The sequence below is a fragment of the Pyxidicoccus fallax genome (assembly GCF_012933655.1).
Lineage (GTDB): Bacteria > Myxococcota > Myxococcia > Myxococcales > Myxococcaceae > Myxococcus > Myxococcus fallax.
The window spans coordinates 21,253-47,754 of record NZ_JABBJJ010000054.1; the positions used below are offsets into that span (position 1 = coordinate 21,253).

Here is a 26,502-nt window from a genome sequence, read left to right on the forward strand (position 1 = left end):
TCTCCTCACGCAGGTCGAGAGCAGACGCCCAAGGTGGACGGGCCGCGTGGGCACGTCAAGCACGACGCGTGTGCCTTGTCCGCCACACGCGCGCCAGCGTCACAATCCCATCCGTGACGCGCGGTGGTAGGGTGCGCGGCCATGGCCAAGTCACCCTGCCCCGTGTCCCTGTCGCAGTTCCTCGAGAAGGCCGAGCCCCTGAAGGTCGTCATCAACGGCCAGGAGCAGCTCGCCGAGGTGAAGTCGTTCTCCACCGGCTCGTTCGGCTGGTACCTCAACAGCAAGATCACCGTCACCGTCGACGGCAAGCCGGTGTCCGTGCAGATCGGCATGAACCTCACCGTCGTCGGCTCGAAGGAAGCCGACCGCGGCACCCCGTCCACCCCTCCTTCCACGACGTAACACCCAGGCCCTCGCGCCCCACTTCGCCGCCCTCGTGGCGCTTGTAGGATGGGGCCGCCTCGCCTCTTCTCCCGGAAGTCATCATGTCCCTGCTGGAGCGTCTCCGGTCCCTGTTCGCCTCTTCTTCGTCGCCCGCCGCCGGAGACGCGGCGGCCTCGCCATCCGCGCCCGCCGCCGGAGCCCAGGCGCCGGAGCAGCCGCCCGTCGTCACCCGCTTCCTCCAGGCCGGCGAGGTCGTGGTGAAGGAGGGAGACCCCGGCCGCTCCATGTTCGTCGTCCTGGAGGGCCGCGTGGCCGTGGCCCGCCAGCAGGCCCCGGGAGCCGAGCCCGTGGTGGTGGGACAGCTCGGAGCCGGCGAGTTCTTCGGCGAGCTGGCGCTGCTCACCGGCGCCGCGCGCACGGCCACCGTGGTGGCCGTGGAGGACGCCGTCGTCCTGGAGCTGTCTCCCACCGCCAGCCGCGAGGCCTGGACGGACTACGGCGTGGAGTCCCCCAAGCTGGAGCAGGCCGCCCGCGAGCGGCTCATGGCGGATGCCATCCGCAGCAACCCGCTGCTCGCCACGCTGTCGCCGGAGCTCCAGGCGCAGCTCGGCGCCGCCTTCGTCCCCGTCACCGTTCCCGCCGGTGAGACGCTCCTCACCCGCGGCAAGCCGGGCGACGCCCTCTACCTGCTCCTGCGGGGCGAGTGTGAGGTGTTCCACACTCACGAGGACGGCCGGCACTCGCCGCTCGCGACGCTGAAGGAGGGCGCCCTGTTCGGCGAAATCTCCCTGCTGCGCAGCCGGCTGGCCACCGCCACCGTGCGGACGCTCACCCCCTGCACGCTGATGAAGCTGGACCGCGAGGTGTTCGAGAAGTCCTTCCTCATCCAGCCCAACCTGCGCGGCGCCCTGGTGCGGCTCGGCCTGGAGCGGCTGAAGCAGACGGTGCGGGTGATGGCGGAACCGACCCGCCCCTCGGACGACAAGGACGCCTGAGGCCCGGAACGTTGGCGAGCGCTTTGCTATGTGCCCGGCCGGGCAGTCTGGGCGTGAGGTGGGCGATGGCGGAGCAGTTCGAGGCGCGCAGGGCGTTGGTGGCGAAGGCGGTGACGTTGTTTCCGAATGACACGGTGGTGCGGGCGATGGCGCTGATGAAGCGCTACGGCCTGGACCGACTGCCGGTGGTGGACGAGTCGCGCGGGGAGCTCATCGGCGACGTGACGGCCGAGGACCTGCGGAAGGTGTGGGAGCACTCTCCCCTGGCCTGTATGTCGGAAATTCTTTCCCTGAAATCGTTGCAGGAGGACGAGGACGGCACCACCTGGCGGCCCCGGGTGACGCTGGTCTCCCCGCTGGTGGACGTGTATCGCACCAGCAAGAAGTGGAAGCAGTAGCTCCCCTCTGAAATGAGCGCCGCGAGGAAGATCCGCGGCGCTTATCGTTGCCCCATGAGCGAATCACGGGGCGGCAGGTGGAGCAGCGGGACGGAGGCCGTGCGCAGGCTGGGCGTGCGGTATCCCATCGTGCAGGGGCCGTTCGGTGGTGGACTGTCCACCGCGAAGCTGGCGGCCACGGTCTCCAACCTGGGCGGGCTCGGCTCCTTCGGCGCGCACATCCTGTCACCGGACGAAATCTTCCAGGTGACGAAGGACATCCGGTCGCTGACGCCGAACCCGTTCGCGATGAACCTGTGGGTGTCGGACCATGACCCCGGCGGGCTGGAGCTGAGCCCGGAGGAGTTTGAGCGGGTCTGGGCCCTCTTCGAGCCGTACTACCGCGAGCTGGGGGTGCCGAAGCCCGAGCGCCCCCAGCGCTACACGTACCGGTTCGAGGAGCAGGTGGACGCGCTGCTGGAGGCGCGGCCTCCGGTGTTCAGCTTCGTCTTCGGCGTGCCCTCGGCCACCATCCTTGCCGAGTGCCGCAAGCGGGGCATCGTCACCGCGGGCGCCGCCACCTCCATCGCGGAGGCGCGAGCGCTGGACGACGCGGGCGTGGACCTCATCGTGGCCACCGGCTTCGAGGCGGGCGGACACCGGCCGTCGTTCCTCGCGCGGGCGGAAGACTCGCTGATGGGGACGCTCGCGCTCACGCCGCTCGTCGCGGACCGCGTGAAGGCACCGGTCATCTCCGCGGGAGGCATTGGCGACGGGCGCGGCATCAAGGCGGTGCTGACGCTGGGCGCGCAGGCCGCGCAGCTCGGCACCGCGTTCCTCGCCTGCGAGGAGTCCGGTGCGAGCCCCGCCCACCGCGCGGCCCTTTTCAGCGACCAGTCCGAGCACACCGCGCTGACGCGCGCCTTCACCGGCCGCCTGGCGCGTGGCCTGCGCAACCGCTGGAGCGACGAGGTGGGGCGTGTCGCACAGCTGCCGCCCTTCCCCATCCAGAGCTGGTTCGCCTCCCAGCTGAAGCCCGCCGCCATCCAGGCGGGACGCACGGACCTCGTCTCGCTGTGGAGTGGGCAGATTGCCCCCAATCTCCGTCACCGGACGACACCGGCCTTGATGGAGTCGCTGATTCGCGAGCTGGAGTCCTGAAACAGGTCCCGTGTCACGAGGCAAGGGTTCGTCTCACCTGGCTGAAGAAATGACTTCAGCCGGCAAGTAACCCTGTTGCGGGTGCAATAAAGCCCCGGGGTCCACGTTCAGCACGTATCCGGAATTTTCCGGTAATTCGGACAGGGATCTCCAGACATGAGGAAGCTCTTTCGACGTCCGTTCACCGCGTTGACGTGCGCGATTGCAGTGGGACTCCAGGCGTGTGGCGAGGGGCTGCCACCGGAGCAGGGCGAGGCGCCACCGGCCGAGGCCACCACGGTGGAGGCCCTGGCGCAGCCGGCGGCCGCCCAGGACGCGGAGCCGGACATCCTGGTGGCGCTGCAGTCCATCCCCGGGCTGACGGTGGTGCGCGAGGCGCCGTCGCGCTTCCCCGGCACGCGCTTCTTCGTCCTGACGTTCGACCAGCCGGCGGACCACCGGAACCCTCAGGGCCAGCGCTTCCAGCAGCGCGTGACGCTGCTGCACCGCTCCACGACGGCGCCCATGGTGCTGGCCTCCACGGGCTACGGCATCGGCACCAGCGCCGGGCAGATGGAGCCCACCGCGATTCTCCAGAGCAACCAGCTGCTCGTCGAGCACCGCTTCTTCGGCCCCTCCATCCCCGAGGCCGCCAACTGGGAGCACCTCGACCTGTGGCAGGCCGCGGCGGACCATCACCGCATCGTCAGCGCCTTCAAGCCGCTGTATGGCGCGAAGTGGGTGAGCACCGGCGCCAGCAAGGGCGGCATGACGTCCGTCTACCACCGCGCCCTCTACCCGAATGACGTGGACGCCACCGTGGCCTACGTGGCGCCCAACAGCCACGGCCCGATGGACCCGCGCTACGTGCACTTCCTCGCCACCGTGGGCGACGCCGCGTGCCGCGAGCGCATCCGCGACTTCCAGCGTGATGCGCTGTCGCGCCGCGACGAGCTGGTACCCCAGGTGTCCGCGGATGCGGAGGCCCAGGGCGCGCCGCTCGACTTCCTCGGCGCGGACAAGGCGTTCGAGTTCATGGTCCTCGAGCTGCCCTTCGTCTTCTGGCAGTACAGCAACCCCGCGACGTGCCCCTCCATCCCCGCGCCCGGCGCGCCGGCGGAAGAGGTGCTGGCCACGCTGTCGGACGTCGTCGGCTACTTCGGCTTCAGCGACCCGTCCATCCAGTACTACGCGCCCTACTACTTCCAGGCGGGCACGCAGCTGGGCAGCTACCGCTCCGACGAGCGCCACCTGCGCGGGCTCGTGCGCTACCCGCGGCAGTACGCGCCCGCCGCCATGGTGCCCTTCCCCATCGAGCCCTACGGGTTCGACTTCTGGTCCATTCCCCTCATCGAGGCGTGGGTGAAGGCGCGCGGCGAGCGGATGCTGTTCGTCTACGGCCAGCTGGACCCGTGGTCCACCAACGCCTTCGACGTGCGCGAGCGCAATGACGCGTACCGCTTCTACGTGCAGGGCGGGAACCACGGGGCGTCCATCTCGCGGCTGCCGGAGAGCGTGCGCGCCTTCGCCGTGGAGCGGCTCACCACGTGGGTGGGCCTGCAGCAGCCCGCGGAGAAGGGGCGCGCCGTGCTGAAGGCGGCCCAGCTGGCCGCGGGTGAGGAGCCCGTGGACACCGGCGTCGTCGACCTCCGCCGTCCGCCTCCGCGGGAGTAGGGACGCTAGAGCCCCAGCCCCTCCCGGATGCGCGCCACCACCTCCTTCACCGGTGGCGTGACATCCACGCGGAGGGCGCTGTCAGGCACCTCCAGCGTGGCGAGCTGGCTGTCCAGCAGCGACGGCGGCATGAAGTGGCCGTGGCGCTGCGACAGCCGGCTCGCCAGCAGCTCTCGCGACGCGTCCAGGTACACGAAGCGCACGCGCGCGGCGTCCACCTCCAGCACCTTGCGGTAGGCCTCCTTCAGCGCCGAGCACGCCACCACCAGGCCGTCTCCCTGCCGCAGCGCCTCCCCAATCACTCCCGACAGCATCCACAGCCACGGCCAACGGTCCTCGTCGGTCAGCGGCACGCCCTGCGCCATCTTCACCTTGTTGGGCACCGGGTGCAGGTCGTCCGCGTCCAGGAAGCGCCAGCCCAGCGCCTCCGCCAGCGAGGACCCCACCGTCGTCTTCCCCGCTCCGGAAACCCCCATGACGATGACGACCATCCCGTGCGCCCTCCAGACGCGATGAGAACCACCGCCATCCTGCGGCGCCACGCTCCCGCGCGCCACACCCTAGGATGCCAGATGCCCACCCCGTCACGTCCTGGGAATGTCAGACCCCACCGGTACTCTTCCTTTCATCGCCGCGAGTGACGCGGCACGGAGGGGGAAGTTCATGGCGGACATCGCGGACGGCGAGCAGCTGTCTCTTCAAGGCTCCGGCTCCAAGCCCTACATCCTCAAGAACACCGGCGGCGTGTACTCGTGCAGCTGCCCCGCGTGGCGCAACCAGTCGGTCGCCATCGAGCGCCGCACCTGCAAGCACCTGCGCAAAGTGCGCGGCGATGCCGCCGAGGACGCCCGCATCGGCGCTCCCGCTTCCGGCGCCGCGCCCGCCAGCGCTCCCAAGGCGAAGAAGGCCAGCGCTTCGGACACCGCCGAGGCCGCCGAGGACAAGGCCCCGCCGCTGCTGCTCGCGCACCCGTGGGAGAACGACGTCGACCTCACCGACTGGTGGATGAGCGAGAAGCTCGACGGCGTGCGCGCGTACTGGGACGGCAAGCGCTTCTGGTCGCGCCTGGGCAACGAGTTCTTCGCGCCCGCGTGGTTCACCGCGGGGCTGCCGGACTTCCCGCTCGACGGCGAGCTGTTCGGCGGGCGCAAGCGCTTCCAGCGCACGGTGAGCATCGTCCGCCGTCAAGACAGGAGCGACGACTGGAAGGAGCTCTTCTTCGTCGCCTTCGACGCGCCCTCCGTGGACGCGACCTTCGAGGGCCGGCTGGAGCACTGCCGCAAGTGGATGGAGGACGCGAAGCCCACGTACGCGAAGTGGCACGAGCACGAGCGCTGCAAGGGCACCGCGCACCTGCGCGAGGAGCTGGCGCGCGTGGAGGCGCTGGGCGGTGAAGGGCTCATGCTGCGCAAGCCCGGCTCGCGCTACGAGGCGGGACGCTCGCACACGCTGCTGAAGGTGAAGAGCTTCAAGGACGACGAGGCGCGCGTCGTCGGCCACGTGCCCGGCGCCGGCCGGCACAAGGGCCGCCTGGGCGCGCTGGAGGTGGAGCTGCGCAACGGCAAGCGCTTCAGCGTGGGCACCGGCCTGTCCGACGCCGAGCGCGAGTCCCCGCCCGCCGTCGGCACCGTCATCACCTTCCGCTACCAGGAGCTGTCCGACGACGGCGTGCCGCGCTTCCCCTCGTACGTGGGCGTGCGCATCGACGCGGCCCCCTTCCCCGAGAAGGCGAAGTCCCGCGCTCGCGCCTGAGCCCGCACCGCGCCGGGTGGGGCGCTCCTGACGCCCCACCCCACCGCCGCAGAGCGCGGTCCGTTGGTCGACGGAGCCGTCCCGGACTGCCCGCTGGCGAAAGGCAGGCGAGTTCAGCGAGCGTCCGCATGGGCGGAGGCACTGGACGAAGCGCTTTCTCGCGGTCCTGCTCGAAAGTTCGCGCTTACAGGTGCCGACCTGGTGCGCCTGTGCGCTAGCGGTCATCGCAACGGCGCGGACTGGCGTCTCGTACCGGCGACCGTCGGCTGCCGGAGACTTACGCGGTCTAAAGACAAACGGTGCACAGCCCCCGCCTGAGCCAGGAGGGGCCCCTCCTGGTGTCTGCTTGAGACGACCATGCACTGCGAGCTCTGTCTGTCCGAACATGCCGAGGACGTACTCTGCGACAACGTGCACTGGACGCAGGTGGGCCTCTCCACCCAGGACGTGGAGGGCGAGCCGCCGCCAGTGGACCTCACCGGCCAGACGCTGGGGCACTACAAGCTGGTGCGCCGGCTGGGCGCCGGGGGAATGGGCACCGTGTACCTGGGGGAGCAGACGCGCATCGGCGCGCGCGTGGCCGTGAAGGTGCTGCACCCGCACCTGGCCCACGACGAGAGCCTGCGAGCGCGCTTCTACGCCGAGGCCCGCACCGTCAACGTGGTGAGCCACCCGCACATCGTCCACATCTTCGACATCAGCGAGGCGCCCGGCGGCATCCACTACTTCGTCATGGAGTACCTGGAGGGCGTGCCACTGTCACGCCTGCATCGGCCCGTCGCCCCCGCGCAGCTCGTGCCGCTGCTCGCGCAGGCCTGTGACGCGCTGCATGCGGCGCACCGCTGCGGCGTGGTGCACCGGGATTTGAAGCCAGACAACCTCTTCGTGGTGCGGCACGCGGCGGAGCCGCCCACCCTGCGCGTGCTGGACTTCGGCGTGGCCAAGGCGCGCCGCCCGCCCACCGAGGACGAGACGGCGGCGGGCATCGTCCTGGGCACGCCCGCGTACATGGCCCCGGAGCAGTGGGCCGGGCAGCCGGTGGACGGGCGCGCGGACATCTACGCCCTGGCGGTGACGGCCTATTACATGTTCACCGGGCAGCTGCCCTTCGAGCGGGGGCAGATGGCGGAGCTGGCCCTGTCGCTGGGGCCGGTGGGCCCGGTGCCGCCGCACGTGCTGGCCCCCGCGGTGACTCCGGCGTTGTCGGACGTGCTGCTGCGGGCCCTGTCGCGCCGGTGCGATGACCGCTACCCCACCGCGCGCGACTTCAAGGAGGCCCTGCTCGCGGCGCTGGCGCCGCCCCAGGCCGCGCACTCCGTGGACGAGCCCCCGCGGGGGTCCACGCCCGTGCCCTCGCACACCTCCTCGCCCTCGCCTTCGCTGTCCCTGGCGGAGGCGGAGACGCCCGCCGAGCCCGTCAGCGTCACCCCGCCGCTCACCTGGACGGCCCGCGTGCGCCGCCGCGCTGGCACCAGCGACGTGGAGGTGCGCTGCACGGAGCTGAGCAAGGGCGGCCTCTTCATGTGCTGCGCGGAGCCCTTCCCGCGCCTCTTCACCCGGCTCGAGTTCACGCTGCTGCTGGCCGGCGAGGAGGTGGAGTGCGTGGGCGAGGTGGTGCGCCACGTGGACTCCGTCCAGGCGCGCGCGTGGAGCATGTCGCCGGGGGTGGGCGTGCAGTTCATCAACCCCTCGGCCCGGCTCAGAGACCTCATCCACCGCGTGCAGCCCCACCGCCGCGGCACCCCGGCGCCTCCCGCGCCACCTTCCGAAGCCCACCTGTGAGCAATCCTCCTGCCCGGCGGTGCTGGGGTTCCGCGGACGCATTTGCATTCCGTTCACGATTGTTCCGTCGCGTGCCCCGCATCGTTCCCTTCCCGACGCGCGCGGGCTTTCCGTTCCTGCGCTAGGCTTCCAGGGCAGTCGGAACCCGCTAGCCTGCGATCATCATGGCTCGTGAGGGTGTTGGCAGGGGTCGGAGGCACGTCCGGCCCAGGGGAATCGTCCTGATCATGGCGGCGGTGCTCGCGGTGGTGGCGAGCGCGTGCCAGGACGCGGCCACGGCGTCCGGGACGGCGCTGTACGTCACGACCGAGTTCGATCCGCTGCTGCAGCTCACCCAGTTCAAGGTGTCCGGCACGGTGACGGACGGGAGCGAGGGCGGGGACGCGGGCGCGGATGGAGGCGCGAACAAGGCGAGCAGCATCCCGGCCTCGCTGCTGCCGGAGACCGCCGGACGCATCCTCCAGAGCGGCGAGACGTTCCGCGTGCTGCTGCCCGACGCGAAGGAAGGCGCGCGCGTGAAGCTCGTGCTGGAAGGCATGAGTGGCCCCGAGCTCGCGGCGGTCGGCACGGCGGAGGTGACGGTCCGCGAGGGCTACGAGGTGGACATCCGCGTGCGGCTCGAGCCCGCTTCGGAGCCGCCCGACGCCGGCACGCCCGACGCCGGCACGCCCGACTCGGGTACGCCGGATGGCGGCACGCCGGACGCGGGGTCGAGCGACGCGGGCACCTTCTGCATGGACTGCCCGGACGGCTGCTGCCGGGGGGGCTTCTGCGTGCCGCGCACCTTCCAGTCCTGCGGCGTGGGCGGGGTGGACTGCACGGTGTGTGACGGGGTGCGGGCCAACGCCTGCTCGGCGCTGGGCACCTGCACTTGCGGCAATGGCCCGGCCTGCACCGGAAGCAACGTGGACCGGTGCTCCAACGGCCAGTGCCGGTGCGGCAACAACAACGCGTGTGGCGCGGGCCAGGTGTGCATGGACGGCCAGTGCCGCTGCACCCCCGAGTCGTGCCCCAACGGCTGCTGCGACGGCAACGTCTGTCGCGCCGGCAACGAGCAGTCCCGGTGCGGCCTGGGAGGCCAGGCGTGCGAGCAGTGCCGCCGGGAGTGCACCTCCCAGCGGACCTGCAAGTAGGCCACGCCCGGCCCCGCGCGGGCCCTACTGCTTCGGCGTGTCCTGGCCCTGGGGCACGCCCGAGCCGCCCACGCCGGTGGGCGACGGGTCGCCCCACCCGGGCTCGATGAAGGCCTTCCACTTCCACTGGCCCTCGCGCTTCACCAGGAGCCCGGCGTTGCGGCCGGCGCGCTTCTCGCCCTTCGTCGTCATCGTGTAGTTGTCGGTGTAGGTGACGAGCGAGTCGGACAGCACGGTGATGTCCAGGTTGTGGTTCACCTGCATGTCCGTGGGCGTCTGGTCGAAGAAGGGCTTCATGATCTGAGTGTAGCGCTGGCGGTCATACGACTCGGACGTGGGCATGCCCTGGCTGTTGTCGGTGGCCATGAACATGGGGAAGTCGATGCGCGCGAGCGACGCCTCGAAGTCGCGCCGCTTCATGATGGCGTCCTCCTCCTTGATGAAGGCCTCCACCTCCTTCCGGGTCCTCGCCTCGTTCGTCGGCTTGCGGGTCCACGGCCCCATCTTCGACAGGTCCATGGGCGCGCCCGAGCCTCCCGAGGCGGGAGAGGACGGCTGCTGCTGCTGTTGTTGCGATTTCGAGGGTGACTGCGATTGCGGCTGCCCCTGTGCCCAGACGGGCGAGGCGAGCGCGAGCGAGGTGAGGCACAGCGCGATCCGACGCATCATGACGACCTCCTTCTGCTGACGCGAAGGTCGTGACACGCGCGGCCCCGGACAACCCGGCCGCTTCCGCCCGCCCGTCCCGCGCGAGCCAGGGAGCGTTGACGGACCGCCGGTGGCCTGCCCCCGGGTGCGAGCGCGCTACCGCACGGTGAAGGACCGCGAGTGGCCCGAGTACGGGCGCACGCGGCCGTCCCAACCGGACTTCCAGTCGCCCTCGTGCACCACGCGGTAGGTGCCCGGCACCGCGTCCTGGGGGATGTCCCACTCCACGGTGACGTGCGAGCAGGCCAGCGTGGGCACGCAGTTCACCCGGCGCCACCGGTAGCGCGTCTCCCAGTCGCCATCCCACGCCACGTCCAGCCACGTCCCGCCGGGCCCCTGCCGCTGCACGCGCAGGTACGTGCCCTCCAGGTGCAAATCATTCTTCGGGTGGCCGCCCCAGAAGGTGACGCTCACCGTCTCGCCGCGCGTGTAGGCGGCGCGCGCGTCGGTGACGGCTTCACCGAAGTCCACCCACAGGAGCTTGTCGTCGAAGACGACGCCCGGCTGGAGGCTCGCCTGCACGGAGCGCAGGTCTCGCGGCACGGGCCCGGGCGGCACGGGCTGTCCGTCGCGCAGGGCCACCGCCAGCGCGTCGAAGCCCTGCTGGAGAGCGGCCAGCGTCCACGGGCCGAAGTGCGTGGAGGCGCCCTCGTAGGCCTGACGCGCGTACTCCTCGCGGGTGGTGACGTAGCCCGCGTACGCGTTGGACAGGCCGGCGATGACCACCTCCGTCACGCCCAGGGGGGCCAGCCGCTCCAGCACCGTGCGCCGCAGCCGGCGCCCGGCCATGGTCGTCACCTCGAAGGGCACCGCCACCATCGCGAGCGGCCCCACGGTGACGAGCTGCAGGGGCAGCACCTCCGGCGTCCACGGGTAGGGCGTCATGCTGCCCATCTCCAGGACGATGGGCTTCTCCGCCTGGCAGGGCGTGGTGAAGACGGCGCAGGTGAACTGACTCCACACGTCGTGGATGGCCGCGCACGAGGCGCCCTCCACGCCGAAGCCGGGCCCGTCCTCCGCGCCCGCGAGCATGGAGATGCCGATGGCCGCGGGGCACGTGCGGCGCGGCGTGCCGTCCGTCCAGGCGGGCGCCACGTCCACCGCGTCCATCTTCAGGTACATCTGCCGGAAGTCCACCCCGCCCGTCAGCGGCGTGTCGGCCTGGGCCCACAGCCGCGCGGCGAAGTCGTGCTGCCTGCGGGCGGAAATCTCCGTGTCCTCGAAGTCGTCCGCGCCGCCGCCGTCCGTGCCGCCGAGCACGTTGGGGGTGACGTCGCCCTCGTTGGCGTTGGCGAAGGCGGCGACGAAGCCGGGGCCGCGCGCCTTCTCGAAGAGGTACGAGGCCAGCCCCTTGTTGTCGCCGCTGATGAGGGTGTTGTGGTTGCCCATGGACGTGGCGTGCACGGCGAACCAGTTGATGAGGCCCACCTCGGTGCCGTCCGCGCGGGTGAGGCGCACCAGCGTCATCCGCGGATCCACGTCGTACGGGTAGCGGGCGCGCTCCTCGGGCGGGTTGAGGCGGTAGGCCTCCGGCGAGCGGTTGCGGCTGGCGCCCAGCAGCTCGCCCGCGGCCAGCCGCAGGGTGCCCTCGCCCAGGTTGGCGTGGGCCCGGTCGATGGAGGTGACGATGCCGGAGACGATGGCGTCGAAGTTCTGCGGCACGAAGCCCAGCGACGTCAGGTTGTAGAAGGTGTAGTGCGAGAAGCCCCCCGGCCCCACGTGGGTGTGCGTGGCGCTCAAGAGCACGTTGTCGTCCGAGTACAGGCCGCCGTAGCGCGAGCGCAGCTTCTCCACCACCTGCTGCTTCACGGCCTGGAACACCATGCCCAGGTCCGCGCTGACGAAGACGACGCGGCGGCCGTTGCACGGCGAGGCGATGACGAAGGCGCGCGAGCGCAGGCGCTGGTGGATGCCGGACGTCTGCTGCGTGAGCTGGCCGTAGCCCATCATCCCCACCTCGGCGGCGGGGCCGGTGATGTCGCCGGTACCGGCGCCGATGAGGAAGCGCTGCTGGCCGGCGCACGCGTCGGGCGGCTGGGTCGCCGCCAGGGCCGGAGGAGCGGGCGGGGAAGCGGGGCCGGCCGCCCGGGCGCCCCCAGCGAGCACGAGGACGAGCGCCAGGGTGAGCCGGACGGTGTGGGTGCGCATACCAGTCTCCGAGGCGCCTGGGGAGGGCGCCTCCTGGGACGGAAGATGCCAACGCCCCCCGACGCGGGCAGGGCCTTCAGCGATGCGCCGTCATGAGGACCACAGTCGCCCGCGCGGGGGGTGCGCGGGAGGCGCCGCTCACGCGCCCGGCCGGCGCGCCGCGTCCTTCGGCGGAGGCGGCGGCGCCACGTTCAGCGCCACACGGAAGGTGGTGCCCGCTCCCACCGACGACTCCACGGAGATGTGGCCGCCCATGCCGTTGACGATGGTGTCGCAGATGGACAGGCCCAGGCCCGTGCCCACCCCGGAGGCCTTGGTGGTGAAGAACGGGTCGAAGATGCGGCGCAGGTGCTCGGGGGGAATGCCGTGCCCGGTGTCGCGCACCACCACCATCACCCGCCCGCCGTCGTCCAGGAAGGTGGTGAGGCGGATTTCGTTCGACTCGGACTGGCCCTCGTCAATCGCATGGGCGGCGTTGATGACGAGGTTGAGGAACACCTGGAACAGCTTGCCCTCGTTGCCCTGCACCGGAGGCACCTCGCCGTACTCCTTCACCAGCTTCGCGCGGGCGCGCACCGTGCTGGCCGCCATCTGCGTCACCGAGTCCAGCACCCGGTGCACGTCCACCGCCTCCTCCTTGCCGTCATCCACCCGGGAGAAGACGCGCAGCTGGCGGACAATCTGGCGCATGCGCTCGGCGCCCTCGCGGGCGTCGTCCAGCACCTGACGGCACTCCAGGAGTTCGTCGTGCGACAGGGGCCGCGAGCGCGGGCCCACCGTGCCGTGGAGGAAGTCCAGGTTGGACAGCACGTAGGCGAGCGGGTTGTTCAGCTCGTGGGCGATGCCGGCGGCCAGGAGGCCCATGGAGGCCATGCGGTCGGTGAGCATGAGCTGCGCCTGGGTGCGCTTGCGCTCGGTGAAGTCGCGCGCCACCGTCACCCGCGCGGGCGCCCCGTCGACGACGACGGCCAGCGTCACCAGGTCCGCCACCACCACCTCGCCGTCGCGGCGCACCAGCGGCATCTCCACCGCGCGCGCGGAGCGCTGGCCCTCCAGGGCCTGCCCCAGGTGCAGCTGCGCCGCCCCCCGGTCCTCCGGCCGCACCAGCTCCAGCACGTGCCGGCCCATCAGCTCCGCGGCGTCGCGGTAGCCCAGGTACTGCACCAGGGCCGGGTTGACGGACAGCAGCACCCCGTCGCCCACGTGCACCATGACGGGGTCCGGGAAGGCCTCGATGAGCAGGTGGACGCCCGCCTCGGTGCGCCGCAGCGTGGTCTCCGTGCGCATGCGCAGGGCGTTGTCGGTGCGCTGCTCCAGCGCCAGCGACAGCGCGCCGGCGGCGCCGGACAGGAGGTTGACCTCCACGGGCCCCCACGGGCGCGCCTCGCGGCAGTTGTCGAAGCCGATGACGCCGAAGAGCTGCCCGTGCACGTGCAGGGGCAGCAGCAGCACGGACTTGACGCCCTGGGCCTCCAGCACCGGGGCCAGCATGTCCGGGAAGCCCCGCGGCAGGGCCTGCACGGGCTGGCCCCGCATGAGCCGGCTGGACTGCTCGGGATGGAGCGCCTCCATCAGCGGCAGGCCGTGCATCTCCGGGTCCTCCAGGTTGGGAGGAACGCCGGGGGCGCACCACTCCGCGCGCTGGGAGGCCAGCAGCGTGCCGTCCGGGGCGCGGTGCATCTCGAAGACGTAGACGCGGCTGGCGTCGGCCACGTGGCCCAGCGGCTCCACCACGGCGCCGTACAGGTCCATGGGGCGCTGGTGCGGCATCATCCGCCGCTGCACCTCCACCATGACCTCCAGGTAGCGCTCGCGCGTGGTGACGGCCTCCTCGGCGCGCCGCCGGGAGGTGACGTCCACCAGCGTGCCCACCACCTCGCCGGGCGCGGCCGGCAGGGCGCGCGCGGACAGCGCCACCCAGCGGGTGCCCCGGCCTTCCGCCGCCTCGATGCGCAGCTCCTCGCGCGGCGCCAGGCTGCGCTGGGAGGCGGCGGCGTCCAGCAGCCTCCTGGCCCGCTCGCGGTCCTCCGGGTGGAACACGTCCACCAGCGGGCGGTCGAGCCAGGACGCCACCAGCATGCCCGTCAGGCGCTCCCAGGGCTTGCCGAGGAAGGACAGGCGCCCCTGCGCGTCGAGCTGGAACGCCACGTCCTGCAGCAACTCATCGAGGATGCGCGCGCGCTGCGCCTCCACCGACGCGCCGGGCACGGAAGCCGGCGGCATCCGGGTCGCATGCGTCCCGCAATCACCGGGACACGGCTCGGGAACCGTCCCAGGGGCGTCCTCGCGCCCCGCTTCCCGCTGCTCGTCCGCCAAATCCGGCCTCCTGCGCCCACGGAGAGAGGCCGGAGTCCTGACAGCACTGAAGGCTGCCGGGAAGCACATCCAGACCCTGGTTCCCCTCCCGGTGGCGACGTCAGGTACGAAGTTTACGGCCACCGAATGTCCGGAAGTCAATGAAGGCGAAGGGGGTTCACGCTCCGTCATCGGGCTCCCACCCACCGGGAGCACCCGACCGAGGGCGCAGCCGGCGGTCGCCGATGACACGGGCAGGCACGCCCCCGACGATGGCCCAGGCGGGCACGTCCCGGGTGACGACGGCCCCCATGGCCACCACGGCATGGTCCCCCACGGTGACACCGTCGGTGATACCGGCGTTGGCGCCCACCCACACGTCCGCGCCCAGGGTGATGCCGCGTGAGGTGACGGGCTGCTCGCGCACGGGCCGGTCCGGCGCCAGCCCGTGGTCGAAGGCGTAGAGGGTGGCGCCGGTGGCGATGCGGCTGCCCTCGCCGATGCGGATGCCGGCCGCCCCTCCGTCCAGGCTGGCGCGCGCGTTGACGCTCACCCGGGGGCCGAGCACCACGGGCCCATGGAGGAAGACGTCGGCGGCCACGCTGCAGCCAGGCCCGATGGAGACGGTGCGGCCGGGCTCGGCGAAGATGCGCGCCTCCGGGGCGATGAAGCACCCCTCGGCGATCTGCACCGTCTCCAATTGGCGCAGCCGCTCCTGCACCTCCCGCTGCCACGCCTCCGCCCACTCGCGGTGGCGGGGCTTGAGGGAGAAGTAGAGCCACGGCATCCAGGAGAGCCGGAGCTTGTGCTGCTCGCGGCGAAGCGCGTCCAGGTCCACGCCCCCTGACTACCACGCCCGCGCACACGACCAAGGTCGGGGGTGCGCAAGGCCCCGGGGGCACCCGGGTCTCCAATGGCAGACAGACAAACCCTGGACAGTGCGATTCGCCAGGAAATGACGGTGCCAGGGTTGGAGCGGGTCGTTAGGGTGGTTTCACCCGCGACGGAGAGTCTCCGATGAAGAGCGCCCCACTGCCCCCGGACGAGGCGGCACGGCTGGCCGCGCTGGCCGCACACGATTTGCTGGACACCCTGCCGGAGCAGGACTTCGACGACCTGACGTCCCTGGCCTCGCGGCTGTGCGAGACGCCCATCGCCCTGGTGTCGCTGGTGGACCGGGAGCGGCAGTGGTTCAAGTCGCGGGTGGGGCTGGAGGCGCCGGAGACGCCGCGCGACGTGGCGTACTGCTCGCACACGATTCTGGGCGACGACGTGATGGTGGTGCCGGACGCGTTCCAGGACGCGCGCTTCCACGACAACCCGCTGGCCACGGGCGCGCCGCACGTGCGCTTCTACGCGGGCGCGCCGCTGCGCGCGGAGAGCGGCCACAAGCTGGGCACGCTGTGTGTCATCGACCACGTGCCGCGCGAGCTGACGCCGGAGCAGCTCGACTCACTGCGCAGGCTGGGGCGGCAGGTGGAGGCCCAGCTGCGGCTGCGCCTGCGGATGCAGGACCTGGAGCGGCGCGAGGCGGAGGGGCGCTCGCAGCGGGACGCACTGGGGCGAGCGCTGCGGCAGCGGGACGCGCTGGCGGAGCTGGTGATGAAGGATTTGCAGGTGCCCTTGAGCGGCATCCAGATGAACGCCTCGTTCATCACCTGCCGGCCGCCGGTGCCCGACGAGGTGCGGGTGGCGGCGCGCGACATCCAGGAGTCGGCGGAGAGCGCGCAGCGGATGGTGGCGAACCTGATGGACGCCGGACGGGAGGACTCGCCGATGGTGCCCCGGCTGGCGGAGCTGGACGTGCACGGGCTGGTGACGGAGGTGGCGCGGGAGTTCTCGGCGCGCATCCAGGGCAGCCACCGGCAGTTCACCACGTCGGTGCGGGTGTCGCGGCGCTTCATGGTGGCGGACCGGGAGCTGCTGCGGCGGGCACTGGACAACCTGCTGGACAACTCGTACCGCTTCACGGCGCTGGGCAGCGGGCGGGTGATGCTGGAGGTGGCGCAGCCGGAGCCGGACCTCTTGGAAGTGAAGGTCCGCGACGAGGGCCCGGGCATTCCGACCGCGTCGCGCGAGCACGTGTTCGACGCGGTGGTGCCGGAGGGCACGCCCACGGCCGCGCGGGCCCGGGCGAGCAACGCGCTGGGGCTCGTCTTCTGCCGCCGCGCGGTGCAGGCCCATGGCGGGTGGTGCTGGGTGGAGGAGAACCGGCCCCGGGGCACCGTCTTCTGCCTGCGCCTTCCCCTGGGCCCGGAGCCCGCCACGCGCGAGCCGGGCAAGGCCAGCGGGTGAACGTGCGCTGCCGCTTGCGCGTCCCGGGAGCCATCCCCAGCCTCCCGTGAAGGAGGACGGGACGGGACATGGCAGTCCAGAGCGAGCCGCCAAAGCGCGCGTGGGGCTGGGGCAAGGCCCGCGTGTGCGCGGTGGGCCACTCCACGCGCTCGGCGGACGAGCTGGTGGCGATATTGGAGGCGCACGGTGTCCGGGTGCTGGCGGACATCCGCACGGTGCCGCGCTCGCGCACCAACCCGCAGTTCAACCTGGATGCCTTTCCGAAGACGCTGGCGCGGGTGGGCATCCACCACCAGCATCTGGCTCGGCTTGGCGGGCTGCGGCGTCCCCGGAAGGACTCGCCCAACGCGGCGTGGCGCAACCTCAGCTTCCGCGGCTACGCGGACTACATGCTGACGGAGGACTTCGCGGAGGGCTTGGAGGAGTTGCGGGTGCTGTCACGCGAGGGGCCAGTGGCGGTGATGTGCGCGGAGGCGCTGCGGTGGCGCTGCCACCGCTCGCTGGTGGCCGATGCGCTCTGGGCGCGCGGCGTGGTGGTGCAACACCTGAAGAGCGCCACCCGCGCGGAGCCGCACCGGCTCACGCCGTTCGCCCAGGTGCACGGCCTGCGGGTGCTCTATCCGCTCACGGACACGGCCAGCGGATGACCCCGGAGCCCCGCTTCTTTTGGGTTCAAACTTCGTGCTATTCCAGGAGTTCCTTCAATCAGGCGGGGTCCTCCGCTGGAGTGCACATCATGATGAAGACGTGGATTCGGAGCATGGGGCTTGCCGGGATGCTGGCGCTGGGACTCGCGGGCTGTGGCGGGGTGGAGGCCCCCGTGGAGGCCGAGCACCTGGGTCAGGTCGAGCAGGCATACATCATCGCGTGCAGCTGGGAGGACCCCTCCCCCTGCGTCCGGAGCTCGCCCTTCGTGTGCGACTACGAGCAGGGCATTTGCGTCCCGGTCTGCGATGACGGCACCGTGTGCCCGTCGCACCGGTACTGCTGCAACTAGGACGCGCCCGGAGCCGCGTCCTCCAGCGTGAAGTGGCAGCGCTCGCGCTCGGCGGCGATGACCTCCATGTCCGCCGCCGTCGGCTCCACGCGGGACACCATGTCGTCCGGCTCCCAGCGGTAGGGCTCGCCGTTGAGGAACACGCGGCCGTCCACCACGGCGCGCGTGGTCTCCAGCACCGATGGGTCCGCGAAGTCCCGCACCATGGCCTCGAAGCGGCCCTGCCGCACGGGGTCGGCGAAGCGGAAGCGGAAGCGCGCCAGCGCGGCCAGGTGGAACCACATGGGCCGGAAGGCCACGCCGGACAGCGCGAGCCGCTTCGCCATCAGCAGCAGCATCTCCGTGGCCTCGCGGGCGAGGCCCAGTCCCGGCACGTCCTGTCCGGGGAGCTGCGGCCGCCGCTCGCTGAAGCGCGCGCGGGGGTGGCGCAGGCTGAGCCAGTTGACGAAGAGGAAGGGCTCGCCGAGCACGGGCCGCCGCTCGACGACGCAGTCCACCAGCAGGTGCTCCTGCCCGGCGGCGCGGCCCAGCACCTTGAGGCGGTCTCCCGCGCCCGTGGAGCCCACCTCCACGCGCAGCCGGCTGTAGCCCAGCCGCTCCACGTGTGCCAGCAGGCCGTAGCGGAACAGCGCGTACTCCAGCGACTGCGCCGTGTAGTAGCCCAGCACCTTCGGCTGAATCGCGGCGCCCAGCCCCAGCGAGCCCTCCAGGTCCTCCAGCGTCAGCGTGATGTCGTCCGACCCGCTCTCCTGCGAGAGCAGCCGGGAGATGCGCTGGTAGCGCGCGCTCAGCGGGTCATAGCGCGCGGTGATGCGCCGCGAGCCCTTGCCCGCGAGCACCAGCACGGTGCCGGCGAAGATCTTCCAGGACTCCGCGTGGTAGCCGCCGCCGGGCAGCCACACGCTGGGCACCCCGCGCAGCGCGTGCGCCAGGGCCCTGTCCCTCCGCCTCGCGCCGTCCAGCGTGAGTCCCACGCGGCCGAAGCGGTCCCCGGCCAGCACGTCGCCGCCGGCGATGACGAAGGCCACGTCCGGCCGGGGCATGCGCGACAGCAGGCCATTGAGCAGCGCGAGGTAGTCCGCGTCGCTGGAGCCCTCGGGGACGCGCGTCTCGTCGACCTCGAGCGGGAGCGCGCCCCAGTCGCTGCCGGACAGCGAGCCAATCCAGGCCTTCTCCTGGCCGGCGAGACACTCCGCGGTGCCGTCGGGCGGGTGGGCGTCCAGGTCGAGCACCACGGCCTGTCCGTCGAAGCCGTCGGCGTGGAGGGCGGCGAGGGCGACGGCGATGTCGTTGACGGCGCAGAAGCCGCCGCCTCGGCCGGGGGCGGCGTGGTGGAAGCCGCCGGCCATGTTCACCACGGGGCCACGGCGGGCCAGGGCGAGCCGGGCTGCGGCCATGGTGCCGCCACAGACGAGGCGCACGTTGGACAGGAGCGTGTCCACGGGGACCTCGGACGGGTCGGTGGCGAAGATGCGCGCGAGCGTCTCCGGCTGGCCGAGGGATTCGAGGTACGCGGCGTCGTGGACGCGGGCCATTTCCTTGTAGCTGACCGGCAGCGGGCGGTGCACGTCCTCGGGGCGCACGATGCCCTTCTCGAGGAGGTACCAGGTGGTGAAGTCCACGCCGCGTGGCTCGATGCCCACGGTGGTCTCGATGCCGGTGAGGGGCAGCCGGTAGGACTCGTCGTAGAAGATGGGGACCGAGGCGCCGCCGAGTTCCGGTAGCCACCGCGTCAGCCAGTGCAGCGGGCTCATGCGAGCCACCTCACGAGGGGCCTGACGGGGAGCGGATGGGACGCGGGAGCGGAGCGGAGATGGTGCACGGCGAAGGCAAGCTTCGCGCAGGCAGCGGCGTCGCGGGGGCTTTTTTGCACGGGGCCGGACGGCCCCGCGCTACTTCTGCACGGAGAGGATGATCCACCTGCGGGAATCCACCGCGTAGATGATGGGGACGTCCGAGAGTGGGGGTCCTTGCAGCTCGCGACAGGCGTCGGCCCTGGCGACGAAGCGGACGAAGACAACGTCCTCGCTGCCGGGCACCGCCGTGACGTCGTAGGTCTCGCGCTGGAAGGCACAGACCTCCGTGGGAGCCGCATTCCGAGGGGGCTTCGTGCCCAGTGGGAGGAAATCCTCCATGGCGAGCGCGACAGCCGCGGCGATGGGACCTGGAAGAAGATGCTGCCCTTCCGTGGGTAGGACGATGGGGAAGCTGTACCGTGAAGCCTCTTCCACGGGGGCCTTGGCCGGCCGCACGGGGGGACGGAACAGCGCGCAGCCCGGAAGCAGCAGACAGAGCGACAGCAACAGCTTGTGTCCCATGGCACCTCCATCCCACGGCAGCGTCGGATGCCACCATCCTGCCACCAGCGCGACGAATGATGGGCTGCCTAGCCGCCTTCGCCATCCACGGTCGTGATGCGGCCGAGTTCCTTGTCCTCGGGCCTGATGAGCCCTACGAGCCGCCAGCGATGCCCCTCCCGCTCGTAGACTTCACCCGGCCTCGTCTCTCCCACGTAGGGAATCAGCTTCTGGATGCGGCATGACGTATCGAACTGGATGCGCACGAGCCATCGCTGGTTGCTCGCCTTGAGGTCCTTGGGGGACATCGGCGAAGGAGCCCAGGGGTGACTGTGGAAGTCAGCGATGGGCACGGCCCGCCCTCGCCCATCCACGACGCGGCGCGGGGAGAAGCAGGACTTGCGCCTGGATGCGCCGACCAACTGTGTCTCTCCGAGGGGAGAGCCCTCACTGGCCTGGTAGATGCCATCACCCAGTGAGTAGATGAGCCCGCAGTACTCCTGCCCATAGTCGCGCTCCCGAGCTCGCGGCAGCTTCAGCACTGCCGGACAGAGCTGGTCGATGACCGCGTCGACATCCCGGGAAGGTTCGACCTCGGCCCAGGGACCTCGCACCCATACCGTCCTGCTCCCGGGTTCGAAGCCGTAGGCCTCGGAGTCGGATGCCCGCTCTGACACGCCAGAACACCCGAATGAGCACAACGCGGCGGCCACACAAGCCCTGAAGAACACATGTCACTCCCGAACGTCTCGCGCAGCTCAGCAGAAGTTCAGGAGACTCAGGAGTATCTGACAGGTGACGTAGCGTGGTGGGACTCGCCTCGACCCGGGCGAGGTCCATAGATTGTCTGCTCCGCACGAGAGGCGCCCATGAAACTCCCGCTTCACGCCACGCTGTTGCTGGTCGCGCTCCTCAACTTCTTCCTGGTGTACGACCTGCTGATGGCCGCCTCGCTGTCGACGCCCTGGCTGGCCGGCGTCCTGGGCACGGGCCTCTTGCTGGGGTTTTTCGGCACCCGCGCGGCACCGCGAAAGGTGCGCGTCGGGCTGCTCCTGGGCTTCGTCGTGGGAATCGGCGCCATCCGCGCCGCCGAGTGGAACTCGCGCAAGCCCTTCCTGCGCGACCTCTACTCCGTGAAACCCGGGATGACCCAGGCCGAGGTCGAGGCCATCATGGGTCGCTACCTCCACGGCACGGGTTGGCCCGCCCATCCCCTGTCACCCACCGGCACCGTCGTCGATGCCGCGAGCGGCGCCACGCATGCCTCCACCTCGACTCCACGAGGCGAGCTCGCGCTGGCGGGCAGCATCGTCTACCGCCACACCAACGAGGGCTGGGCGAACTCCGACTGGGGCATCGTCCGCTTCGAGAACGGCCGCGTCTCCGACGTCTCCTTCTCTCCCGATTGAGTCCGCGACGGGCTCACCTCACCCGCACGCCACCCTCGAGCCTCTCCGCGCGCAGACGCCGCAGGCGACGATTGCTGATGGTCAACCCGTCGATTCCACCGGATGCCGCCCGTGTGAAGGTGACGGTGCCGAGTGAGCCGACGAAGCGGTCCCCGCCGACGGCATCCAGCACGACCTCGTCCCGCCGTGGCCAGCGTATCGCCAGCTTGCCGTCCGCGACGCGCACCGTGTAGGTCATGTCCACCTCGTCGCTGCGGTACTGCCCGGCGAAGGATGCCAGTGCCGAGTCCGCGGGCATGGGCGACGTCACACGGATGAAGGGCCGCGTCGTCGGCCAGGCATCCTGGATGCTCAACTCGCGCGGGGCATCGGCCGCCGGCTCCGAGAAGCGCCACACGTGCATCGACTCGCCCGGACGGAACGCGCCATTGCCAATGGGCACGAAGGCCGTGGGCACGCCAACCTGGCGCAGCGCTCCGTCCTTGACCTCCAGCCGCACCACTTCGTCCGTCAGGGGACTCCAGTAGTTGCCGGCCAGCGCCGACAGCTCCGTCCCCGGCAGCGCGACGGCGGGCGGCATCACGTCTTTCATGCGCTCGCCCAGATACACCTCGGCCACCTTCCGCGTGAGGTCCGTGGGCGAAATCGTGGAGCCGTTGCACAACGCGACGATGGCCAGCCGCGGGTCCGGGAAGAGGACGGCTTCCGTGCGGTAGCCGCCCTCCATGCCGTCGTGGCTCACCGTGCGCAGGCCGCGGTAATCACCCAGATGCAGGCCGCCGCCATAGCCGGTGACGGTGCCGTCGTTCAACCTACCGGAGGTCAGCATCGACGCGACCAGCGCCTGCCCGCCGACGCGCGCGTCGAGCAGGTTCTGCTTCCACTTCAACAGGTCGCCGACCGTGGTGAGCAGGCTGGTGGAGCCGTAATGGTCGGTATTGGGGATGCTGAGCTTCCAGCCGCCGCCTTCGCGGGTGCCGTAGGCCGATGCGCGCCGGGGAACGAGCTCGGCGTGGTCGTCACGGAATCGGGTGTCGCTCATGCCGAGCGGCTTGAAGATGCGCTCGTCGGCGAACGCCTTCAGGGACTTGCCGGACACGCGCCGCACGATGACCGCCAGCAGGGTGTACGCGGCATTGCCGTACACAATCTCAGTGCCCGGAGCGAAGTTCACGCCGCGTTGCCGCGTCAGCGCCCAGAGGATGTCCGCTTCGGTGTACAGGTCGTCGCCGCGCCAGCCGGCCAGGTTCAACAACTGGCCTTGTTCGCGCAGGCCGTTGGTGTGGTGGAGCAGGTGCGCGATGGTGATGGTCTTCCCGGAGTCGGGCATCTCCGGCAGGTATTCGCGGATGTCGTCATCCAGCGACAGCTTGCCCTCTTGCGCCAGCAGCCCGATGGAGAACGCGGTGAACTGCTTGGAGATGGACGCGATGTGGAAGAGGGTCCGCGGCGTGATGGGGACGTCGTGCTCCAGGTCCGACATGCCGTAGCCGCGCGCGTAGTCCAGCACGCCGTCGCGAGAGATGCCCACGGCGCAGCCGGGCGTGCTCTTGCCGCTCCACGGCGCGAAGAGGGCGTCCACCTGCTTGTGCCGGTCCCTGGGCAGGGTGGCCGCGGCCCTCGCTCGGACGACCTCGGGCCGTGAGGCCAGGGGGGTAACGGTGCCGCCTCCCCCCGCGGCGGAGCTGGCGGGGGCGAACGTCAGACCCAGGAACAGGAACGACGACACGAGCAACTTGCGCGGCATGGAGCCTTCCGGAGCAACGGGGTTGCGGAAGGCACCATCCCCACGCGAGCACCTCAGGGGGAGAGTGTTCAGCCGGTGGCGACGGGCATGCGGTGAACGGGCACCACCGTGCGGCGAACGGGCCGCCAGGGCTTCTCACCCAACCGAAGCCCGGCCCCGGTCCGGGCCCGCCGCGCTCACTCCACCGGACGCTGTGCCTCCGCTCGCAGCGCCGGGCTGCGGCGGTGCAGGCCCCGCGCCACCAGCGCCGTGAGCAGCGCCCACGCCAGCCCGGCCACCCAGCCCGCGAGCACGTCCGTGGGGTAGTGCACGCCCAGGTACACCCGCGTCAGCCCCACCATCAGACACAACAGCAGCGACACCCCGATGATGTACGCCTTGAGCCGCCGCCGCTGCGCGAGCTGCGCCATCAGCCCGCCGAGCGTCAGGTACACCGTGGCCGACAGCATCGCGTGCCCGCTCGGGAAGCTCTGGGTCATCACCTCCGTCAGGTGCGGCACCACCGAGGGCCGTGGCCGGGAGAAGAGCTGCTTGAGCAGCGTGTTCAACAGCGCGCCGCCCCCCGTGGCCGCCAGCACCAGCAGCAGCGTCCGGTAACGCCGCGCCAGCAGCAGGAATCCGCACACCGCCAGCGTGACGAGGAACAACACCGTCACCCCGCCGAGCGCCGTCACCTCCTCCGCCGACACCGCCAGCCACCAGGGGCCGCGCGCCTGGGACGGGTCCTTCGGGTCGCGCAGTATGCGCAGCGCGCGCTCGTCGAAATCCTGCGTCTCGCCCTCGGACACCTCGTCGGACAGGGCGATGAATCCCAGCAGGCACATGAATAGCAACAGCAACATGCCCAACAGTCGCGTCACCGCGACGTCCAGCCTCGTCATCCGCTCCCAGAGCCTGCGCCACATGTTCGTGACACTATGCACCCCGGCGTCATCTGGGACTCCGGAGTGCACGAAGTGTCGGCTGCTGCCCAGGGGGGCTACTCGGTGAGGACGCCCAGCTCCTCCGCGCCCGCGGCCCTCGCCCCATCCAGGGCCATCACCCACCGGCCGTAGCCCGCGCGGTCGTCCACCTTGAAGAACACGTGCCGCTGTCCCCGGGGCCGAGCGTCCAGGACCTTCCGGAGTCGCGGCACGTAGTCCGCGTCCTCCACGGGCGTGTCATTCAGCGTCAGCCGTCCTTCCGGCGTGAGGCCCACCACCCACTGGGGCGGCGGGGGCTCCGACGGGGGACTGTCGGACGTCGCCGGGAGCTGCACGGCGATGTGCCGGTTCAGCAGCGGGGTGACGACCATGAAGATGATGAGCAGCACCAACACCACGTCCACCAGCGGCGTGACGTTGATTTCCGACTGCACGGCGGGGGCCTTCACGAAGTGCTTCCGGGCGGTGTGCATGGCCATTTCCCCGCTCACCGAGCCTCGAGCGATTCCACGCCGAACGACACCCGCTCCACCCCGGCCGCGCGCGCCAGCTTGATGACCTTGCGCACGTCCCCGCACGAGAGCGCCTGGTCCGCCTTGAGCAGGAACCGCCGCTCCGGATTCTTTCGCAGCTCCGTCTGGAGCCGCGCCTGGAGCGCGGCCTCGTCCGGGTATGCGTCGCTCGCCACGAACACCTTGCGGTCGGCCGTCACGGAGAGGATGAGCGGGTCCTTCTGCTCCTCCGACTCCACCCGGGCCGCCTTGGGCAGCTCCACCTCCTTCCCCTGCTGCATCATGGGCGTGACGACCATGAAGATGATGAGGAGGACGAGCACCACATCGACGAGCGGGGTGACGTTGATGTCGCTCTTGACGCCACCCCGACCACCACCGGCGGACATTCCCATGCGCGGCTGCTCCTTGTTGGAAGGGACAGCGTCAGGGGAACACGGACGCGGAGGGGCGTTGGCGGACGCCCGTCCCGCATTCCGTCATGGTTCCGTCACGGGGCGGGCCCCACGCTACCGGGGCAGGCGGATGCGGTCCTTCCCCGCGCTGCCGAACGCCGCGCCGAGGACGCAGAAGAAGTGCAGGATGATGCCCGGGAAGACGAAGAACCAGTACCCGGCGCCCACCATGAGGAACCACAGCACCGCCCGGAACAGCTGCCCCTTGTAGAGCTGCCCCAGGCCGGGGAAGAAGAAGGACAGCAGCCCCGCGATGACGGCACTGAAGCGGCGCTCTTGGATGACGGTGGCGGTGGTCATGGACATCTCCCTTCCTCTCCCCGCCTATAAGAGGGGGGACGAAAGGACGAAAACGACGTGTCCGGCTGGACGCTCGGCTCACGAGCGGCGTTGTCTCCCCCCGTCCGGCTGCTATCACGGGATTCCAGGAGGACTTCCATGGCCATCGCCACCATCGACCCGACCACGGGCAAGACGCTGCGCACCTTCCCCACGCACACCGCGGAGGAGCTGGAGGCGAAGCTCCAGCTCGCCGAGGACACGTTCCGCACCTACCGCCACACCTCCTTCGCCGAGCGCGCCACCTGGATGCGCCGCGCCGCGGAGCTGCTGGAGGCCGAGGCCCCCCGCTACGGCCGCATCATGACGGAGGAGATGGGCAAGCCGCTGGAGGCCGCCAAGGCCGAGGCCCGCAAGTGCGCCAGCGCCTGCCGCTACTACGTGTCCAAGGCCGAGGGCCTGCTGCGCGACCAGCCGATTGAGGTCGGCGGGGACCGCGCCTACGTGCGCTACCAGCCGCTGGGCCCGGTGCTGGCCATCATGCCGTGGAACTTCCCCTTCTGGCAGGTGGTGCGCTTCGCCGCCCCGGCGCTGATGGCGGGCAACGTGGGCCTGCTCAAGCACGCGCACAACGTCCCGCAGTGCGCGCTGGCGCTGGAGGAATTGTTCCTCCAGGCGGGCTTCCCGCGCGGCGCCTTCCAGGCGCTGATGATCGAGACGTCCGAGGTGAACCGCGTCATCGAGGACCGGCGCGTGCGCGCGGTGACGCTCACCGGCAGCGAGGGCGCGGGCCGGGCGGTGGGCGCGGCGGCGGGCAAGGCCATCAAGAAGGTGGTGCTGGAGCTGGGCGGCAGCGACCCGTTCATCGTCATGCCCAGCGCGGACCTGGAGAAGGCGGTGGAGACGGCGGTGACGGCGCGGCTCATCAACAACGGCCAGTCCTGCATCGCCGCCAAGCGCTTCATCGTCGCGGAGAGCATCGCCGCGGACTTCGAGCGCCGCTTCGTGGAGCGCATGAAGCGCATCACCGTGGGCGACCCCATGGACCCGAAGACGGACCTGGGGCCCCTGGCCACCGAGGGCATCCTCAAGGGCCTGCACGCGCAGGTGGAGGAGAGCGTGAAGGCCGGCACGCGGCTGTTGTTGGGCGGCAAGCCCCTGGAGCGCCCGGGGAACTTCTACCCCGCCACCGTGCTGGCG

26 protein-coding genes are annotated in these 26,502 nt (G+C 71.0%); 13 read left to right on the plus strand and 13 right to left on the minus strand.

The window, feature by feature from the left end; all coding sequences use genetic code 11:
• Positions 1 to 141 precede the first annotated feature (141 nt).
• The 5 genes from HG543_RS14365 (at position 142) to HG543_RS14385 (ending at position 4,570) form a co-directional block, all read left to right on the plus strand.
• Positions 142 to 402 carry a hypothetical protein gene (locus tag HG543_RS14365; RefSeq protein ID WP_169345319.1) on the plus strand — a complete coding sequence of 87 codons (261 nt, stop codon included), beginning with the start codon at positions 142 to 144 and terminating at the stop codon, positions 400 to 402.
• A gap of 83 nt (positions 403 to 485) precedes the next feature.
• The gene (locus HG543_RS14370) at positions 486 to 1,379 is read left to right on the plus strand and encodes a cyclic nucleotide-binding domain-containing protein (protein ID WP_169345320.1); all 894 of its coding nucleotides are present in this window, start codon (positions 486 to 488) and stop codon (positions 1,377 to 1,379) included.
• Between the two features lie 65 nt (positions 1,380 to 1,444).
• Complete coding sequence (locus HG543_RS14375) at positions 1,445 to 1,777, plus strand: CBS domain-containing protein (RefSeq protein WP_169345321.1); 333 nt, start codon at positions 1,445 to 1,447, stop codon at positions 1,775 to 1,777.
• A gap of 54 nt (positions 1,778 to 1,831) precedes the next feature.
• A complete protein-coding gene (locus HG543_RS14380; protein ID WP_169345322.1) occupies positions 1,832 to 2,917 on the plus strand; it encodes an NAD(P)H-dependent flavin oxidoreductase in 1,086 nt (361 codons plus the stop codon).
• 156 nt (positions 2,918 to 3,073) lie between these two features.
• The gene (locus HG543_RS14385; protein WP_169345323.1) at positions 3,074 to 4,570 is read left to right on the plus strand and encodes a S28 family serine protease; all 1,497 of its coding nucleotides are present in this window, start codon (positions 3,074 to 3,076) and stop codon (positions 4,568 to 4,570) included.
• A gap of 5 nt (positions 4,571 to 4,575) precedes the next feature.
• Here the strand turns inward: HG543_RS14385 and HG543_RS14390 are convergent, their stop codons facing one another.
• A complete protein-coding gene (locus HG543_RS14390) occupies positions 4,576 to 5,061 on the minus strand; it encodes a gluconokinase (RefSeq protein WP_169345324.1) in 486 nt (161 codons plus the stop codon).
• Positions 5,062 to 5,233: 172 nt separating this feature from the next.
• Here HG543_RS14390 and HG543_RS14395 point away from each other — a divergent pair, with 172 nt between their 5' ends.
• The 3 genes from HG543_RS14395 to HG543_RS14405 all read left to right on the plus strand — a co-directional run bounded on the left by HG543_RS14395 (position 5,234) and on the right by HG543_RS14405 (position 9,237).
• The gene (locus tag HG543_RS14395) at positions 5,234 to 6,322 is read left to right on the plus strand and encodes a DNA ligase (RefSeq protein ID WP_169345325.1); all 1,089 of its coding nucleotides are present in this window, start codon (positions 5,234 to 5,236) and stop codon (positions 6,320 to 6,322) included.
• Positions 6,323 to 6,679: 357 nt separating this feature from the next.
• The gene (locus tag HG543_RS14400) at positions 6,680 to 8,104 is read left to right on the plus strand and encodes a serine/threonine-protein kinase (protein ID WP_169345326.1); all 1,425 of its coding nucleotides are present in this window, start codon (positions 6,680 to 6,682) and stop codon (positions 8,102 to 8,104) included.
• Between the two features lie 227 nt (positions 8,105 to 8,331).
• The gene (locus HG543_RS14405; RefSeq protein ID WP_169345327.1) at positions 8,332 to 9,237 is read left to right on the plus strand and encodes a hypothetical protein; all 906 of its coding nucleotides are present in this window, start codon (positions 8,332 to 8,334) and stop codon (positions 9,235 to 9,237) included.
• A 24-nt stretch (positions 9,238 to 9,261) separates the two neighbouring features.
• Here the strand turns inward: HG543_RS14405 and HG543_RS14410 are convergent, their stop codons facing one another.
• The 4 genes from HG543_RS14410 to HG543_RS14425 form a co-directional block, all read right to left on the minus strand.
• Positions 9,262 to 9,906 (minus strand): nuclear transport factor 2 family protein, encoded by a 645-nt coding sequence (locus HG543_RS14410; RefSeq protein ID WP_169345328.1) that lies wholly within the window; start codon positions 9,904 to 9,906, stop codon positions 9,262 to 9,264.
• A 135-nt stretch (positions 9,907 to 10,041) separates the two neighbouring features.
• The gene (locus tag HG543_RS14415; RefSeq protein ID WP_169345329.1) at positions 10,042 to 12,093 is read right to left on the minus strand and encodes a neutral/alkaline ceramidase; all 2,052 of its coding nucleotides are present in this window, start codon (positions 12,091 to 12,093) and stop codon (positions 10,042 to 10,044) included.
• Between the two features lie 138 nt (positions 12,094 to 12,231).
• Positions 12,232 to 14,316, minus strand: a complete 2,085-nt coding sequence (locus HG543_RS14420; RefSeq protein ID WP_246357017.1) for an ATP-binding protein — start codon at positions 14,314 to 14,316, stop codon at positions 12,232 to 12,234.
• A 250-nt stretch (positions 14,317 to 14,566) separates the two neighbouring features.
• Positions 14,567 to 15,226: a DapH/DapD/GlmU-related protein gene (locus HG543_RS14425; protein WP_169345331.1), complete on the minus strand. Its 660-nt coding sequence runs from the start codon at positions 15,224 to 15,226 to the stop codon at positions 14,567 to 14,569.
• Positions 15,227 to 15,405: 179 nt separating this feature from the next.
• Between HG543_RS14425 and HG543_RS14430 the strand changes: the two genes are divergently transcribed.
• From HG543_RS14430 to HG543_RS14440, 3 genes are all read left to right on the plus strand, one after another.
• The gene (locus tag HG543_RS14430; protein WP_169345332.1) at positions 15,406 to 16,683 is read left to right on the plus strand and encodes a GAF domain-containing sensor histidine kinase; all 1,278 of its coding nucleotides are present in this window, start codon (positions 15,406 to 15,408) and stop codon (positions 16,681 to 16,683) included.
• A gap of 68 nt (positions 16,684 to 16,751) precedes the next feature.
• On the plus strand, positions 16,752 to 17,330 hold the full coding sequence (locus HG543_RS14435) for a DUF488 domain-containing protein (protein WP_171817747.1): 579 nt from the start codon (positions 16,752 to 16,754) through the stop codon (positions 17,328 to 17,330).
• Positions 17,331 to 17,419: 89 nt separating this feature from the next.
• Positions 17,420 to 17,680 carry a hypothetical protein gene (locus HG543_RS14440; RefSeq protein WP_169345333.1) on the plus strand — a complete coding sequence of 87 codons (261 nt, stop codon included), beginning with the start codon at positions 17,420 to 17,422 and terminating at the stop codon, positions 17,678 to 17,680.
• Here HG543_RS14440 and HG543_RS14445 read toward each other — a convergent pair.
• From HG543_RS14445 to HG543_RS14455, 3 genes are all read right to left on the minus strand, one after another.
• Positions 17,677 to 19,434: a histone deacetylase family protein gene (locus HG543_RS14445; protein ID WP_169345334.1), complete on the minus strand. Its 1,758-nt coding sequence runs from the start codon at positions 19,432 to 19,434 to the stop codon at positions 17,677 to 17,679. The two genes, HG543_RS14440 and HG543_RS14445, sit on opposite strands and share 4 nt — an antisense overlap.
• A gap of 138 nt (positions 19,435 to 19,572) precedes the next feature.
• Positions 19,573 to 19,998, minus strand: coding sequence for a hypothetical protein (locus tag HG543_RS14450; protein WP_169345335.1), 426 nt, complete (start codon positions 19,996 to 19,998; stop codon positions 19,573 to 19,575).
• 68 nt (positions 19,999 to 20,066) lie between these two features.
• The gene (locus HG543_RS14455; protein ID WP_343073352.1) at positions 20,067 to 20,591 is read right to left on the minus strand and encodes a hypothetical protein; all 525 of its coding nucleotides are present in this window, start codon (positions 20,589 to 20,591) and stop codon (positions 20,067 to 20,069) included.
• A 255-nt stretch (positions 20,592 to 20,846) separates the two neighbouring features.
• Between HG543_RS14455 and HG543_RS14460 the strand changes: the two genes are divergently transcribed.
• The gene (locus HG543_RS14460; RefSeq protein ID WP_169345337.1) at positions 20,847 to 21,386 is read left to right on the plus strand and encodes a hypothetical protein; all 540 of its coding nucleotides are present in this window, start codon (positions 20,847 to 20,849) and stop codon (positions 21,384 to 21,386) included.
• Positions 21,387 to 21,399: 13 nt separating this feature from the next.
• Here HG543_RS14460 and HG543_RS14465 read toward each other — a convergent pair whose 3' ends face one another.
• The 5 genes from HG543_RS14465 to HG543_RS14485 all read right to left on the minus strand — a co-directional run bounded on the left by HG543_RS14465 (position 21,400) and on the right by HG543_RS14485 (position 25,329).
• Positions 21,400 to 23,133 carry a serine hydrolase domain-containing protein gene (locus HG543_RS14465; protein WP_169345338.1) on the minus strand — a complete coding sequence of 578 codons (1,734 nt, stop codon included), beginning with the start codon at positions 23,131 to 23,133 and terminating at the stop codon, positions 21,400 to 21,402.
• Positions 23,134 to 23,309: 176 nt separating this feature from the next.
• Positions 23,310 to 24,038 carry a phosphatase PAP2 family protein gene (locus tag HG543_RS14470; protein WP_171817746.1) on the minus strand — a complete coding sequence of 243 codons (729 nt, stop codon included), beginning with the start codon at positions 24,036 to 24,038 and terminating at the stop codon, positions 23,310 to 23,312.
• A gap of 74 nt (positions 24,039 to 24,112) precedes the next feature.
• Positions 24,113 to 24,529, minus strand: a complete 417-nt coding sequence (locus HG543_RS14475; protein WP_246357018.1) for an ExbD/TolR family protein — start codon at positions 24,527 to 24,529, stop codon at positions 24,113 to 24,115.
• A 14-nt stretch (positions 24,530 to 24,543) separates the two neighbouring features.
• The gene (locus tag HG543_RS14480) at positions 24,544 to 24,963 is read right to left on the minus strand and encodes a biopolymer transporter ExbD (RefSeq protein WP_169345340.1); all 420 of its coding nucleotides are present in this window, start codon (positions 24,961 to 24,963) and stop codon (positions 24,544 to 24,546) included.
• Positions 24,964 to 25,077: 114 nt separating this feature from the next.
• Positions 25,078 to 25,329 (minus strand): hypothetical protein, encoded by a 252-nt coding sequence (locus HG543_RS14485; RefSeq protein WP_246357019.1) that lies wholly within the window; start codon positions 25,327 to 25,329, stop codon positions 25,078 to 25,080.
• A 132-nt stretch (positions 25,330 to 25,461) separates the two neighbouring features.
• On the opposite strand from HG543_RS14485, the gene HG543_RS14490 reads away from it, so the two are divergent.
• Positions 25,462 to 26,502: aldehyde dehydrogenase family protein (locus HG543_RS14490; RefSeq protein ID WP_169345341.1), on the plus strand; the 1,041-nt coding region annotated here is incomplete at its 3' end.